The following is a 14,573-nucleotide window of genomic DNA, read 5'->3' on the forward strand; positions in this document are numbered from 1 at the left end:
TCTCCTTCGATCCCGAAAGGACCTGCCATGTTCCCTGCGCCGATGCGTCCCGCGTCTTGCGGTCAAAGCCGATTGCGGCAAGAAAGCCGGTCATGACCGCCTTCCGCCTGCTCCTCGCCCTCCTCACCCTGTTCATCGCCGCACCGGCGCTGGCCGATCCGGCAGATATCGCGGCCGCCAGCCGCGGCGTGGTGCGCGTGGTGCTGATCGAAAGCGATGGGCAGGTGGCGCGGCTGGTGGGGCATGGCACCGGCTTTGCCGTGGGGCCGAACCTTGTCGTCACCAACGCCCATGTGGTGGAGGACCTGCGCGGCAATTCGGCGCTGGTGGCGGGCGTGGTCCCGCCCGAAGGGCGCGGCGGTTTCCCCGCGCGGATCGTCGCCTTTTCGCCGGGTAACGACCTCGCGCTGCTGGAAGTGGGCAATGGCGCGCGCCTGCCCGCGCTCTCGCTGTTTCCCGGCGCGGTGACCGATGGCGAGGAAGTGGCCGCTGTCGGCTATCCCGGCAATGTCGATCTGGCGCAGGGGCTGGGCATGGACGAGATGGTCAGCCCGCAGGCTGCGGTGAAGACGCGCGGCTATGTCTCGGCCGGGCGCACATCGCGCCAGTATGACACGATCCTGCACACCGCCCCGATAGGCGCGGGCAATTCGGGCGGGCCGCTGCTCGATGCCTGCGGGCGTGTGATCGGCGTCAACAGCTTCGGCACGATCAGCGACAACGGCACCGATTCCTCGTTCTATTTCGCCATTTCGATGCGCGAACTGGCCTCGTTCCTGAAGCAGGCCGGGGTCTCCGCGCACCTTTCCGCCCTGCCCTGCACCAGCATCGCCGATCTTGACCGCGCCGATGCAACACGCGCGGCGGGCGACCAGGCGCGCATGGCGGCAGAAGCGCAGGCGCGCCTTGCCGCCAAGGAGAAGAAGGCCGAATCCGCCCGGCGCGAGGCGGAGCTGGCCGTGCTTTCAGAACGCGACAACGGCATGGCGCTGGCCGCACTCCTGCTGGTCGGCGCATTGGCGGCGGGCGGCTACGCCTTCCTTTCCGCGCAGCGCGCCCACCAGCGCCACCTGAAGATCGCCGGCGGCGCGGCGGGCGTGCTGCTGCTCGGCGCGATCCTCGTCTGGCTGCTGCGGCCGGGCCTCGATTCCATCGACGAGCGCGCGAAGGACATCCTGGCCGAGCCTGCGCCCGAATCATCCGCATCGGCCGAGCCGGTGGCCGATGCCGCCACTAACGGCGCCGGCAAGATGATCTGCGTGCTCGATCCGCAGCGCAGCCGGGTGACCGTTTCCGATATCACGGATGTGCCGCTGGACTGGCGCGCCGATGGCTGCGTCAACGGTCGCACGCAATATGGCCTGGCGCAGGACGGGTGGAGCCGCGTGCTGGTGCCCAATGGCGAGGATACGATCTCGGTCACGCATTACGACCCGGCCAGCCGCAGCTATACCGTCGAACGCTTCCTGATGGGGCTTGAGGCGATGGAACAGGCGCGCGGCGAACGGGCAAAGATCACCGTGCCCGCCTGCGGTTCGGGCGAAGCCATGGCCCGCCAGTTCGGCGCGGCACAACAGACGATCAAGGCGCTGTTGCCGGCAGAGCCGAACGAGCGGATGCGATACAGCTGCCAGGCGGCACCTTGAAATGACCATTTAAAAGACCTATAAACAGGTCATGAACAGACCGCTTCTTGCGCCAACGGGCGTCAGCATCTCGGATCTCAAGAAGAATCCGTCCGCAGTGATCGCTGCGGCGGATGGCTTTCCAGTCGCCATCCTCAATCGCAACTCGCCGGCCGCCTACCTTGTCCCTGCAGAGGCATGGGAAGAGTTGATGGACATCGTCGAGGATGTGGAACTTGCCCGGATCGTGAAGGCAAGGTCTGACGAGACGCCAATCCCGGTCGACATTGACGACCTATAAGCTCGAATTCCTGCCCAGCGCCCGCAAGGAGTGGGACAAGCTGGGCGCAACCGTGCGCACGCAGTTCCGGAAGAAGCTGCGCGAACGGCTGGACGATCCGCGCGTGGACGCAGCGCAACTGCCCGGCATGCCTGATTGCTACAAGATCAAGCTGAAGGCTGCGGGATACCGTCTGGTCTATCGCGTAGAGGATATGCGGGTGACGGTCGTCGTGGTCGCCGTAGGTCAGCGCAACAGGAACATGGTATACCAGAAGGCCTCGCAAAGGCTCTGAAGGGGCAGCGCAACACTGGCTTCACGCATACGTCTGCACAGCGGAATGCAACTGCGGCCAACTGGTGTCTTGTCATTCGGTACCGACGTTGCTAGGCGCGCCCCGTCTGCGGGCCGTTGCGTGACTTTTGCGCGTCAGGTGGCCTGCCCGGCTCATCGGTACGAAAGGGATTCAGGCGCGTGGAGATTTCCGGCGGCATTACGGCCAGCTTGGCAGGGCGTTACGCTTCAGCGCTCTATGAACTGGCGAGCGAACAGGGCTTCGTCGCGGCCGTGGAATCGGACCTCGAAAAGCTGTCTGCCGCGATCCGCGAATCGGATGACCTTGCCGGCCTGATCCGCAATCCGCTGGTCACCCGCGAAGCCGCCGGCCGCGCGGTCGATGGCGTTGCTGCGCTGCTTGGCCTGTCGCAGACCACCCGGAACTTCCTTGGCGTGCTCGCCGGCAACCGCCGCCTGTCGGCCCTGCCTGACGTGATCCGCGCCTTCTTCACCATCGCCGCCGCCATGCGCGGCGAAGTGACCGCCGAAGTCACCACCGCGCACCCGCTCGACGATGCCCAGCTGGCCGCGTTGACCGCCAAGCTGCAGGCCCGCGAAAGCGGCCGCACGGTGAAGCTCAAGACCACGGTCGATCCCGAGATCCTCGGTGGCCTTGTCGTCAAGATCGGCAGCCAGATGATCGACAGCTCGATCCGCACCCGTCTCAATTCTCTCGCCCAGGCGATGAAGGCCTAACGGCCCGCAAAGGTTCCAGGAAGGACAGAACATGGAAATCCGCGCCGCTGAAATCTCGAAGGTCATCAAGGACCAGATCGCCAGCTTCGGCACCGACGCGCAGGTGTCGGAAGTCGGCTCGGTGCTGTCGGTTGGTGACGGCATCGCCCGCATCCACGGGCTGGACAAGGTCCAGGCCGGCGAGATGGTGGAATTCGCCAATGGCGTGAAGGGCATGGCCCTGAACCTCGAAGCCGACAACGTCGGCGTCGTGATCTTCGGCTCGGACGCCGAGATCAAGGAAGGCGATGTCGTCAAGCGCACCGGCACCATCGTGGACGTGCCCGTGGGCAAGGGCCTGCTGGGCCGCGTGGTTGACGCGCTGGGCAACCCGATCGACGGCAAGGGCCCGATCGTGGACGCCACCCGCACCCGCGTGGAAGTGAAGGCGCCGGGCATCATCCCGCGCAAGTCGGTGCATGAACCCGTGCAGACCGGCCTCAAGGCGATCGACGCGCTCGTGCCCGTCGGCCGCGGCCAGCGCGAACTGATCATCGGTGACCGCCAGACCGGCAAGACCGCCGTCGCGATCGACACCTTCATCAACCAGAAGGCCGTCAACGCCGGCACCGACGAATCCAAGAAGCTCTACTGCATCTACGTCGCCGTGGGCCAGAAGCGCTCCACCGTGGCGCAGATCGTGCGCCAGCTGGAAGAAAACGGCGCGATGGAATACTCCATCGTGATCGCCGCCACCGCTTCGGAACCCGCGCCGCTGCAGTACCTCGCGCCCTATACCGGTGCGACCATGGGCGAATTCTTCCGCGACAACGGCATGCACGCCGTGATCGTGTATGACGACCTTTCCAAGCAGGCCGTCGCCTATCGCCAGATGTCGCTGCTGCTCCGCCGCCCGCCGGGCCGCGAAGCCTATCCGGGCGACGTGTTCTATCTCCACAGCCGTCTGCTGGAGCGCGCTGCGAAGATGAACGACGACAACGGCGCCGGTTCGCTCACCGCGCTGCCGATCATCGAAACCCAGGCGGGTGACGTTTCGGCCTACATCCCGACCAACGTGATCTCGATCACCGACGGCCAGATCTTCCTTGAAACCGGCCTGTTCTACCAGGGCATCCGTCCGGCGATCAACGTCGGTCTGTCGGTGTCGCGCGTGGGCTCCTCGGCCCAGACCAAGGCGATGAAGAAGGTGGCCGGCTCGATCAAGCTGGAGCTGGCGCAGTACCGCGAAATGGCGGCCTTCGCCCAGTTCGGTTCGGACCTCGACGCTTCGACGCAGAAGCTGCTCAACCGCGGTGCGCGCCTGACCGAGCTGCTGAAGCAGCCGCAGTTCTCGCCGCTCGGCTTCGAAGAGCAGACCTGCGTGATCTTCGCCGGCACCAATGGCTATCTCGACGCCATCCCGGTGAACCGCGTGAACGAATACGAAGCCGAACTGCTCAGCTTCCTGCGCACGAGCCATGCCGACCTGCTCGGCCTGATCCGCGACACCAAGGACCTTGGCGACGACGCCAAGAAGAAGCTGGTCGCGGCGCTCGACGCCTTCGCCAAGCAGTTCGCCTAAGTCTTTGAAGTCAACGCCACCCCGCCCAGCGCGGCGGGGTGACGGATAAGGGAGCCGTCATGGCCTCGCTGAAGGAACTCAAGGGCCGGATCAACTCGGTCAAATCGACCCAGAAGATCACCAAGGCCAAGCAGATGGTCGCGGCGGCCAAGCTGCGCAAGGCGCAGGCTGCGGCCGAAGCCGCGCGCCCCTATGCCAGCCGCCTGGCCGAAGTGATGGGCAGCCTAGCCGCCAAGGTCGCCGGGCAGGACAATGCCCCGCTGCTGATGCGCGGCACCGGCTCGACCCAGCGCCACCTCCTTGTCGTGGTCAACACCGACAAGGGTCTGTGCGGCGGCCTGAACTCGAACATCGTCAAGGAAGCCAAGGCCCAGGCCCGCGCCCTTGCCGCAGAGGGCAAGGACGTGACCTTCTACCTCGTCGGCAAGAAGGGCCGCGCGCCGATCCGCCGCGACTATCCCAAGGCGATCGCCGAGAACTTCGACACCAGCACGGTGCGCACCCCCGGCTTCGACGAAGCCAGCAAGATTGCGCATCAGCTGCTCGATATGTTCGAGGCCGGCAAGTTCGATGTCGCCCACCTCGTCGCGCCCAAGTTCAAGTCGGCGCTGTCGCAGGATCCGGTGACCACGCAGCTGATCCCCGTGCCCGCCCCCACCACCCAGGCCGATACCGGCGCGGTTGTGGAATACGAGCCGGGCGAGGAGGAAATCCTCGAGGAACTGCTGCCGCGCTATGTCACCACGCAGATCTTCGGCGCGCTGCTGGAGCGCGAGGCTTCCGAACAGGGCGCCTCGATGACTGCGATGGACAACGCGACGCGCAACGCGGGCGAGCTGATCAACAAGCTGACCATCCAGTACAACCGCAGCCGCCAGGCCGCGATCACCACCGAACTCATCGAGATCATCGCGGGCGCAGAAGCGCTCTGACGACGACATAGAAGGCAAGGAAACAACCATGGCCACCGTGCTCACCTCCACCGGCAAGATCAGCCAGGTCATCGGCGCCGTCGTCGACGTGACCTTCGAAGGCGAACTGCCCGCGATCCTCTCCGCGCTTGAAACCGACAACAACGGCAACCGCCTTGTTCTCGAAGTGGCGCAGCACCTCGGCGAAAGCACCGTCCGCACCATCGCGATGGACTCGACCGACGGTCTCACCCGTGGCCAGCCGGTGACCAACACCGGCGCGCAGATCTCGGTGCCGGTCGGCCCCAAGACGCTGGGCCGCATCATGAACGTCATCGGTGAGCCGATCGACGAGCGTGGCCCGGTCGGCGCTGAGCAGACCGCCCCGATCCACGCCAAGGCTCCGGAATTCATCGACCAGTCGACCGAAGCCGCGATCCTCGTCACCGGCATCAAGGTCATCGATCTTCTCGCCCCCTATGCACGCGGCGGCAAGATCGGCCTGTTCGGCGGCGCCGGTGTGGGCAAGACCGTGCTGATCCAGGAACTGATCAACAACATCGCCAAGGGCCACGGCGGCGTGTCAGTGTTCGCCGGCGTGGGTGAACGCACCCGCGAAGGCAACGACCTCTATCACGAATTCCTCGACGCCGGCGTTATCGCCAAGGATGCCGACGGCAACCCGACCCCCGATGGTTCGAAAGTGGCGCTCGTGTTCGGCCAGATGAACGAGCCCCCGGGTGCCCGCGCTCGCGTCGCTCTTTCGGGCCTGACCATGGCGGAATACTTCCGCGACCAGGAAGGCCAGGACGTGCTGTTCTTCGTCGACAACATCTTCCGCTTCACCCAGGCGGGTTCGGAAGTGTCGGCGCTGCTCGGCCGTATTCCTTCGGCGGTGGGCTACCAGCCGACCCTCGCCACCGACATGGGCCAGCTGCAGGAACGCATCACCTCCACCACCAAGGGTTCGATCACCTCGGTGCAGGCGATCTACGTGCCCGCGGACGACCTTACCGACCCGGCGCCGGCCACCTCGTTCGCGCACCTTGACGCGACGACCACGCTGAACCGCGCGATCTCGGAACTCGGCATCTACCCGGCGGTTGACCCGCTCGATTCGACCTCGCGCGTGCTCTCGCCCGCCGTCGTCGGCCAGGAGCACTACGAAACCGCCCGCCGCGTTCAGGAAACGCTGCAGAAGTACAAGTCGCTGCAGGACATCATCGCGATCCTGGGCATGGACGAGCTTTCGGAAGAAGATAAGCTCACCGTCGCCCGCGCCCGCAAGATCCAGCGCTTCCTGTCGCAGCCGTTCCACGTGGCCGAAGTCTTCACCGGCATCCCCGGCAAGTTCGTGCAGGTGGAAGACACCGTGCGCTCGTTCAAGGCGGTGGTCGACGGCGAATACGATCACCTTCCCGAAGCCGCGTTCTACATGGTCGGCGGCATCGACGAAGCGGTCGAAAAGGCCAAGAAGCTGGCTGCCGAGGCGTAATGCGATGCGCCCCGCCCGTTTGGGCCGGGGGCGCTTCAATCCCCCCTCCCGCTGGCGGGAGGGGGCGGGGGAGGGCCTGTTGGGCACCCTCCCCTTGAACAAGCAAGCCCTCCCCCAGCCCCTCCCGCCCCGTGGGAGGGGAGAGATTTGACCTCCGGCAAGCGGAGGGGAGTTTGATCCATGTCCCTTCACTTCGAACTCGTCACCCCGGCCCGCCTCGTCCGTTCGGAAGAGGTCCACATGGTCGTCGTTCCCGGCACCGACGGGGAATTCGGCGTGCTGGAAGGCCACGCGCCGTTCATGTCCACGGTGAAGGACGGGGCGATCAAGCTTTATCGCACCGCGGGCGCCGCGCCTGAGGAAATCCAGGTGCAGGGCGGCTTCGCCGAAGTGACCGCCAAGGGCCTCACCGTCCTGGCCGAACACGCCGAAGGCTGATCCCCGCTTCGGGCACTGAAAAAGGCCGGCTCCCGCAAGGGTGCCGGCCTTTTTCGTTTGGGCCTCCCTTGCGAGACGGGACCACCCATCCCGCTGCGACCAGGCAGCCCACTTCGGTTCGGCCAGTCTCGCTCCCCTCCCCGCTGGAGAGGGGCTGGGGGTGGTGGTTCGACGCTTGGGCGGATGCACATCGCTGCGACATCAAATTTGTATGTGACACATACGATTTTTCTGTTATTCAGCATATCGAACTTTTCACGAGCGCGAAAATGCGCCATGGAAAGGCCAAGCAGTCCAAGGGAGAGTTTGAAGACATGTCCCAGTCGCTCGAAAGCGTCGTCCAGTCGCAGGGCAACCTCGTCGATTTCGTCCGCAACCAGCAGGTTGGGCCGAATGTCTATCCCGGCGTTCCCGCCGAATATTCCAACTGGCGCGCCGAACAGTGGGCCTGGGCGCACAGCGCCGTGCTCTACAACCAGTCCTACCACATGGTGGACCTGGCCGTGCGCGGGCCTGATGCCTTCAAGATGCTCGAATACCTCGGCATCAACAGCTTCAGGAACTTCCAGCCGGACCGCGCCAAGCAGTTCGTGCCCGTCACCCCGGATGGCTATGTCATCGGTGACGTGATCCTGTTCTACCTTGACGAGAACGAGTTCAACCTCGTCGGCCGTGCCCCCACCATCGAATGGGTGGAATACCACGCCGCCACCGGTGACTGGAACGTGACCGTTGAGCGCGACGAGCGCTGGGCGATGCGCACCGACGGCAAGCGCAACAACTACCGCTTCCAGGTGCAGGGCCCCAACGCGATGAAGATCATCGAGAAGGCCACCGGCAAACCCGCCCCCGAGCTGAAGTTCTTCCACATGACCCGCATGACCATCGGCGGCAAGACCGTGCGCGCGCTGCGCCATGGCATGGCCGGGCAGCCGGGCTTTGAACTGATGGGCCCGTGGGAAGATTATGGCGCGGTCCACGCCGCGCTGGTGGAGGCCGGCAAGGAGTTCCAGATGGCGCTGGTCGGCGGCCGCGCCTATTCCTCGAACACGCTGGAATCGGGCTGGATTCCCTCCCCCTTCCCGGCGATCTACACCGGCGAGGCGCTCCAGCCCTATCGCGAGTGGCTGACCGCCAATTCCTATGAGGCGAAGTGCTCGGTCGGCGGCAGCTATGTGCCCGAAACCATCGAGGGCTACTACACCACGCCGTGGGATCTCGGTTACGGCCCCTTCGTGAAGTTCGATCACGAGTTCATCGGCCGCGCCGCGCTGGAAAAGATGGCCGCTGCGGGCAAGCACCGCACCAAGGTCACCCTCGCGCTCGACAACGAGGACGTGATGCGCGTGCAGTCCTCGGCGCTCAGCAAGGGCGATCGTGCCAAGTTCATGGAATATCCCAGCGCGGTCTATTCCATGCACCCGTTCGATCAGGTGCTGGTGGATGGCAAGCTGGCCGGCCTTTCCACCTGGATCGGCTACACCGCCAACGAAGGCAAGTTCCTCACCCTCGCCATGATGGAGCCGGGCTTCGAGACGCCGGGCACCGAAGTCAGCCTGCTGTGGGGCGAACCCAACGGCGGCACCACCAAGCCGACCGTGGAACCCCACGTGCAGACCGAGATCAAGGCCGTGGTCAGCCCCGTGCCCTACTCCGAAGTGGCGCGCGACAGCTACGCCGAGGGCTGGCGCACCAAGAAGTAACACCAAGGTATAGTTCTGCTCTGTCGGGTGACAGCGGCAGGGCGAGCGCCGGTCCCACTCCCGACGGGGCCGGCGCTTTCTTGCCTCACCGGTTTGTTTTCCTGCTGTTGGCTGCGAGTCAGCCTCTTTGATTTTCGCGCAGAGATCGCAGAGGACGCAGCGAGGAAAAGATTGCAAATCGAATGACAGCCTGCGGCGCAGCCGCCCCCTTCCCTTTCCCCCTTCCTTCTCTGTGCTCTCTGCGCGAACCAAATCCTTCGCGTCTTTGCGTCTTCGCGCGAAATCCTCTTGTCCCCTCGGCCGCCACCCCCGCGCACAAATTTAGTTTGTGTTGCTAACAATATCTGGCAGATTGGGTGCAACCAGAAACGAGAGGATTCCCATGGCTGCCAACAACACGATCACCTTCTATGACCTTGCGCTCAGCACTGGTGCGACGATCAGTCCGTTCGTATGGGCCACCAAATATGCGCTGAAGCACAAGGGCTTCGATCTCGATGTCGTGCCCGGCGGGTTCACCGGCATTCTCGAACGCACCGGCGGCAAGACCGAGCGCCTGCCCGCCATTGTCGACGATGGCGAATGGGTCCTCGATAGCTGGGGCATCGTCGAATACCTTGATGCGAAGTATCCGGACCGTCCGGCGCTTGTCCCGCATGAAAGCGTCGCCGCCACGCTGAAGGCGCTGGACCACTGGTTCTGGGGTGCAGCGGTGGGTCCGTGGATGCGCTGCTTCTGTGCCGACTACCGCGATCTTTCGGTCCCGGCGGATCACGAATACATCACCCACAGCCGCGAAAAGATGCTGGGCCGCAAGCTGGAGGATATCCAGGCTGGCCGTGAACAGCGCCTGCCGGGCATCTCCGCCGCGCTTGAACCGCTGCGCGCCGCGCTGGGCCAGCATGATTGGCTGGGCGGGTCATCGCCCAACTATGCCGATTACCGCATCCTGGGCGGCATCCTGTTCACCGCCTCGGTGTGCAAGACGCCCGTGCTGGCCAATGACGATCCGCTGCGCCCATGGATCGAACGCTGCCTCGATCTCTACGGCGGCCTTGGCCGTCACCCCGGTCTGTTCCCGCTGTTCGGGCTGGAGCAGCGCGAAGGCGATCCCGACCTGTTCAACCGCGGCGCGGGCCTGGGCGGCATCTACAAGCGCAACACCGGCCCGGATTCCACCCGCGCCGAAACGACCAAGATCACCGAAGGCATGAAGCAGGCCGACGCCTGAACCCACGCACCAATGCCACAACGAAGAAGGGGGCCGATCGGCCCCCTTCCCTTTTTCAGGCTGCCTGCGCGGTTCAGCGGGTGCCGATCGTATAGACCTCGCTGGTGCCGGTGCGTGTCACCGTGCCGCCCGCCTTGGGTGCGCCCGTCAACAGGATGCCGGCCATGTGCGGCGTGGCCATCGAAGTGCCGGAGATCGTGTTGTACCCGCCGTTGAGCCAGGTCGACAGGATGCTCACTCCCGGTTCGATGTAGTCCACGATCGAGGTGTTGTAGTTGGAGAAGCTGGCCCAGGTGCCGGTCCTGCTGGTGGCGTTCCAGCTCATCGCCGCGATCGTGTAGATGTTGGGCCCATTGACGCGGCCGGGCGAGTGGTTGTTGGCGTCGTCGGTTTCGTTGCCAGCGGCCAGCGCGAACTTCACCACCGCCGATGCATTGAGCACCGCCGTGTCCAGCGCGGTGGAGAGCGAGCCGCCGAGGCTCATGTTGGCCACATCGCCCGCGCGCCCGACCCGGCTGACATAGTCCACGCCCGCGATCACGTCGGAGTTGGAACCGCTGCCGCGCTTGTTCAGCACGCGCACCGCGATCACCCGCGCACCGGCGGCCACGCCGACTACGCCGATGCCGTTGCCGGCCTTCGCCGCGATCGTGCCCGAAACGTGGGTGCCGTGGCCGTTCAGGTCCTGCGGCGATGTTTCGCGGGTCACGAAGTTGCAGCTGCCCCCGTTGCAGTTGACCGGCTCGACATTGAGATCCGGGTGGGTCAGGTCGATGCCGGTGTCGATCACGAAGGCGCGGTTGGTGCCGATATAGGCCCCGCCATTGACCGCGGTGATGCCCGGAGGGGTGCTTTCCACCGGCTGGGTGGTGGTGCCGCCGGTGTTGCCCGCGGTGGCCGAAACGCCGTCGATCAGCACGATTTCCTGGTCCTGTTCACACCAGGCGATGTTGGGGTTCTTGTCCATCAGCACCTGCGCGGCCTGCGCCGGGATGGAGATGGAGAAGCCCTGCAGCGCCGTGGTATAGACATGGCCGAGCGAGCCACCGCCGCGCCGCGCCGCCTCGGCAGCCGCGCCACGTGCGCCGCTGGGGCTGACCTCGCCCTTCTTGAACACGCAGATGTAGCTGTCGGGAATGCCCTTGCCCGCTGCCGCCGCGATCAGACGGCCTGAGGGTGCGGGCGTTGCCGCCACGGCAGGCGCGCCCGGCTTGGCTGCGCTGCCGCCGCTGGCCAGGGTGATCAGCCGCGCCGCGCCGCCGCTGCCGGCGCCGCCGCCGGCAGCCAGCACATATCCCGCAGCCGCCAGTGCGACGAGCGATGCCCCCAATGCAATCTTCTTCATGCGTCAGTCCCCCCAGGTCTTGATTGGGGCAGCCTATTCACATCTTTTTAAAGGTCCAGCGCAATTCGTCACTGATGAAACGATAACCATCGCGTTCAGCCCAGCGCCTCGGCGGCGCGGCGGAGGGCGTTGAGGGTGCGCTCCTGCAGGGCCGCGTCGAAGCGGACGGTGGGCACGGCCACGCTGAACGAACCCAGCACCGCGCCATCGCGCACCACGGCCACGCCGGTGCCCACGATGCCCTGCGTCGCCTCTTCACGGGCGATGCAATATCCCAGTGCGCGGATGGTGGCGACATCGGCGCGCAGATCGGCCTCGGTCACGCGGGTATTGGGCGTAAGCGCGCCACGGCTGCTTTCGGCAAAGTAGTGCGTCAGCAGGTCTTCCGAAATCGCGGCGAGGATCACCTTGCCCGAAGCGAGCGCGTGCATCGGGCGGCGCATGCCGGGCTCCACCGCATAGCGCAGCGCCTGTTCGCCCGCCTCGGTGACCAGCGCCTCGATCTCCCAGCCTTCGCGCACCATGAACGATGCGGTCTCGTTCAGTTCACCCTTCAGCGCGCGGACCAGCGGGCGGACGCGGTCTTCGAGCGTCAGCGCGGCGGGCGCCACGCGCAGCCGTTCCAGCCCCGGCCCCGGCAGGTAGCGCCGCCCTTCACGCACAAGGTATTCGCGGTCGGCGAGCGTGGCGAGCAGGTAGGACAGGCTGGACACCGGGATGCCCAGAGCGCCGGCGATCTCCTGCGCCACCGCGCCTTGGCGGTGGGCGACGACATACTCGATCACGTCGAGCGTGCGCATCGCCGACTTGACCGGGTTGGAGGGCGGCTGGCTGCTCACGTGAAGATCAGGCTGCCGCGCCGCTCGGCAAAGCGCCAGCCCTCGGCCGTGAGGCAGAAGCGATCGTGGAACGATCCGACCAGCGGTGGCGCGTCCGCCGCGGTGAACAGCAGCATCGCGCTGGTGCCGCGCGCGGTGGCGGGGCCTTCCACATCGATCACCACGTTGGAACAGACATGGCGGGTGGTGCGCGGCGGGCGGGCCTTGAACGCGGAAAGGATCGCTTCGCGCCCAACAACGCCCTGATCGGGCGCGGTGGGGCGATACATCACCCCGTCCTCGGCATAGAGCGCGGCCACCTCGCCCCACCGCGCCTCGTCATTCAGATTGGCGTAGAGTGCGACGAGGCGGGCGCATTCGTGCTCGATGGCGCGGCGTTCGGCGTCCTCGATCACAGGCGGGCGCCCGCAATATCCGCCCCTTCGCGCAGGGCCTTGAGCTTGCGCCAGGTGACGATGGGATCAAGCTTGCCATAGCCGGCGAAGGTGCCGAAGCCGCAGTCCGTGCTGGCGACAACGCGGTCGGGCCCGACGAATTCGGCGAAGCGTTCGATGCGCTGGGCGATCAGCTCCGGGTGCTCGATGTAGTTCGAGCAGGTGTCGATGAGGCCGGGCGCGAGGATCTTGTGATCGGGCAGCTTCGCGTCCTTCCACACCTTCCATTCGTGTTCGTGCCGCGGGTTGGCGGCTTCGAACAGCACGGTGGCGGGCCGCGCCTTGAGCACGATGTCGATCACGCGTTCGAGCGGGATATCGTGATCGTGCGGGCCTTCGTAATTGCCCCAGCAGATGTGCATCCGCATCCGTTCGGGCGGGATGTTGGCGGTGGCGGCGTTCAGCGCCTCCACGTTGGCGGCGGCGACCTTGAGGAAGTCCTCCTCGGAAAGGTCCTGGTAGCCGGTGTGGCGGCTCATCGCCAGGTCGGGGCAATCGAGCTGGAGGTAGAACCCTTCGGACACGATTGTCTCGTACTCTTCGCGCATAGCATCGGCGAGATCGGCAAGATAGGCTTCGTGGCTGGGATAATGACGGTTGACCTGGAATGCGGTGATCAGGCCCGGCGAGGCCGCGTTCATGAACGCCTCGGTATCCGGCGCGGCGTGCTTTGCCAGCGCGGCCTTGAAGCGGCGGATATCATCGTGCAGCGGCTGCAGCGTGACCTTGCGCACCGGGGCGATGCACGAGGCGCGGACGAATTCCTGGCTGCCCATGATCGCAGAGAGCTTCTTGGCGAGGTTCGGCACTTCGGCAAGGTCCGCCGCGGGCTTGCGATCGATGTGCCCGCCAAAGCCGGACAGGCGCTCGATCATGTAGGTGGAGTACCCCACCTTCCCCAGCTCGCCATCCGAGACGATCGAGACACCGGCCTCAACCTGCTGCCGCACCGCCTCGTCCACCGCAGCGGAGACCTTGGCATCAAATTCGGCGGCGTCGTAGGGCTCGCCCTTGTCGCGCGCCAGCAGCAGCGGGGTCAACTCGTCGCCGCGCGGCAGGCTGCCGACATGGGTGGTCTTGATTTTGGCCATCAGGCGCCTCTCCAGTTCATATCCGTGAACTTTTCATAGAGGTATGAGCGCCATGCGCAAGCGGGAGTTGCGGGGCTAGGTTGACACAGTTGACACTGTACAATGGGTTAAATCCGATTTGCGGCCGAACCACCCCCACAAGGTCGAAAAAGCAGAAAAAAGTGGCTGAAATGCGCCATTCATGATTGGAACATAGCAGAAACTCCGCCTGTAGGAAAGGAAATTTAGATAACAGACGTGTCTGTTATTAAAGATCACGCCTGTCAGGCCATCATGGTGATGGACTTCAGGAAGTTGGTTTCGCGCAGAGGGCGCCGAGAAAGAAGAATGAACCTGTTTCGCGCGAAGACGCGAAGACGCAAAGGCGATGTTTCAGCGGCGAAGCGGCCATCTGAACGCTGCCTCGGCCAGATATCCGAAGCCTGCAGCGCGAACAGAAGCCCTTCGCGTCTTCGTGTCTCTGCGCGAAATGGATCATGGTCTGACAAGTAGCGCGCGTCGGATACCCCCACCCCTCGATCCCCTCCCCTGAAGGGGATGGGAGGAGCACTGTTCCCAAGTCCGTTCAGCAACGTGAAAGGTGGTTGC

Annotated in this window: 14 protein-coding genes; 10 read left to right on the forward strand and 4 right to left on the reverse strand. The window is 65.2% G+C overall.

Going from position 1 to position 14,573, the window contains the following annotated elements; all coding sequences use genetic code 11:
- Window positions 1-92: 92 nt before the first annotated feature.
- From POM99_RS03790 to POM99_RS03835, 10 genes are all read left to right on the forward strand, one after another.
- Window positions 93-1,646 carry a S1C family serine protease gene (locus POM99_RS03790; RefSeq protein WP_277275474.1) on the forward strand — a complete coding sequence of 518 codons (1,554 nt, stop codon included), beginning with the start codon at window positions 93-95 and terminating at the stop codon, window positions 1,644-1,646.
- Window positions 1,647-1,677: 31 nt separating this feature from the next.
- On the forward strand, window positions 1,678-1,926 hold the full coding sequence (locus tag POM99_RS03795) for a type II toxin-antitoxin system Phd/YefM family antitoxin (RefSeq protein WP_277275475.1): 249 nt from the start codon (window positions 1,678-1,680) through the stop codon (window positions 1,924-1,926).
- Window positions 1,913-2,200, forward strand: coding sequence for a type II toxin-antitoxin system RelE family toxin (locus POM99_RS03800; protein ID WP_277275476.1), 288 nt, complete (start codon window positions 1,913-1,915; stop codon window positions 2,198-2,200). Before POM99_RS03795 ends, POM99_RS03800 begins: the two co-directional genes overlap by 14 nt.
- A gap of 179 nt (window positions 2,201-2,379) precedes the next feature.
- Window positions 2,380-2,937 carry a F0F1 ATP synthase subunit delta gene (locus POM99_RS03805; protein WP_277275477.1) on the forward strand — a complete coding sequence of 186 codons (558 nt, stop codon included), beginning with the start codon at window positions 2,380-2,382 and terminating at the stop codon, window positions 2,935-2,937.
- Window positions 2,938-2,968: 31 nt separating this feature from the next.
- Complete coding sequence (gene atpA / locus POM99_RS03810) at window positions 2,969-4,498, forward strand: F0F1 ATP synthase subunit alpha (protein ID WP_277275478.1); 1,530 nt, start codon at window positions 2,969-2,971, stop codon at window positions 4,496-4,498.
- Between the two features lie 59 nt (window positions 4,499-4,557).
- Entirely contained in the window at window positions 4,558-5,430 is an 873-nt protein-coding gene (locus POM99_RS03815) for a F0F1 ATP synthase subunit gamma (RefSeq protein ID WP_277275479.1), read from the forward strand.
- 28 nt (window positions 5,431-5,458) lie between these two features.
- Complete coding sequence (atpD, locus tag POM99_RS03820; RefSeq protein ID WP_277275480.1) at window positions 5,459-6,904, forward strand: F0F1 ATP synthase subunit beta; 1,446 nt, start codon at window positions 5,459-5,461, stop codon at window positions 6,902-6,904.
- A gap of 180 nt (window positions 6,905-7,084) precedes the next feature.
- Window positions 7,085-7,342, forward strand: a complete 258-nt coding sequence (locus POM99_RS03825) for an ATP synthase F1 subunit epsilon (RefSeq protein WP_277275481.1) — start codon at window positions 7,085-7,087, stop codon at window positions 7,340-7,342.
- Between the two features lie 314 nt (window positions 7,343-7,656).
- A complete protein-coding gene (gene desA / locus POM99_RS03830) occupies window positions 7,657-9,045 on the forward strand; it encodes a syringate O-demethylase (RefSeq protein WP_277275482.1) in 1,389 nt (462 codons plus the stop codon).
- Window positions 9,046-9,427: 382 nt separating this feature from the next.
- Window positions 9,428-10,276: a beta-etherase gene (locus POM99_RS03835; protein WP_277275483.1), complete on the forward strand. Its 849-nt coding sequence runs from the start codon at window positions 9,428-9,430 to the stop codon at window positions 10,274-10,276.
- Between the two features lie 73 nt (window positions 10,277-10,349).
- On the opposite strand, the gene POM99_RS03840 is transcribed toward POM99_RS03835, so the two are convergent.
- The 4 genes from POM99_RS03840 to POM99_RS03855 form a co-directional block, all read right to left on the reverse strand.
- Entirely contained in the window at window positions 10,350-11,621 is a 1,272-nt protein-coding gene (locus POM99_RS03840; protein ID WP_277275484.1) for a S8 family serine peptidase, read from the reverse strand.
- Window positions 11,622-11,716: 95 nt separating this feature from the next.
- A complete protein-coding gene (locus POM99_RS03845) occupies window positions 11,717-12,460 on the reverse strand; it encodes an IclR family transcriptional regulator (RefSeq protein ID WP_277275485.1) in 744 nt (247 codons plus the stop codon).
- A complete protein-coding gene (locus POM99_RS03850; RefSeq protein ID WP_277275486.1) occupies window positions 12,457-12,855 on the reverse strand; it encodes a nuclear transport factor 2 family protein in 399 nt (132 codons plus the stop codon). Before POM99_RS03850 ends, POM99_RS03845 begins: the two co-directional genes overlap by 4 nt.
- On the reverse strand, window positions 12,852-13,985 hold the full coding sequence (locus POM99_RS03855) for a cobalamin-independent methionine synthase II family protein (protein WP_277275487.1): 1,134 nt from the start codon (window positions 13,983-13,985) through the stop codon (window positions 12,852-12,854). Before POM99_RS03855 ends, POM99_RS03850 begins: the two co-directional genes overlap by 4 nt.
- Window positions 13,986-14,573 lie beyond the last annotated feature (588 nt).

It is taken from the genome of Novosphingobium cyanobacteriorum (genome assembly GCF_029436685.1).
Lineage (GTDB): Bacteria > Pseudomonadota > Alphaproteobacteria > Sphingomonadales > Sphingomonadaceae > Novosphingobium > Novosphingobium cyanobacteriorum.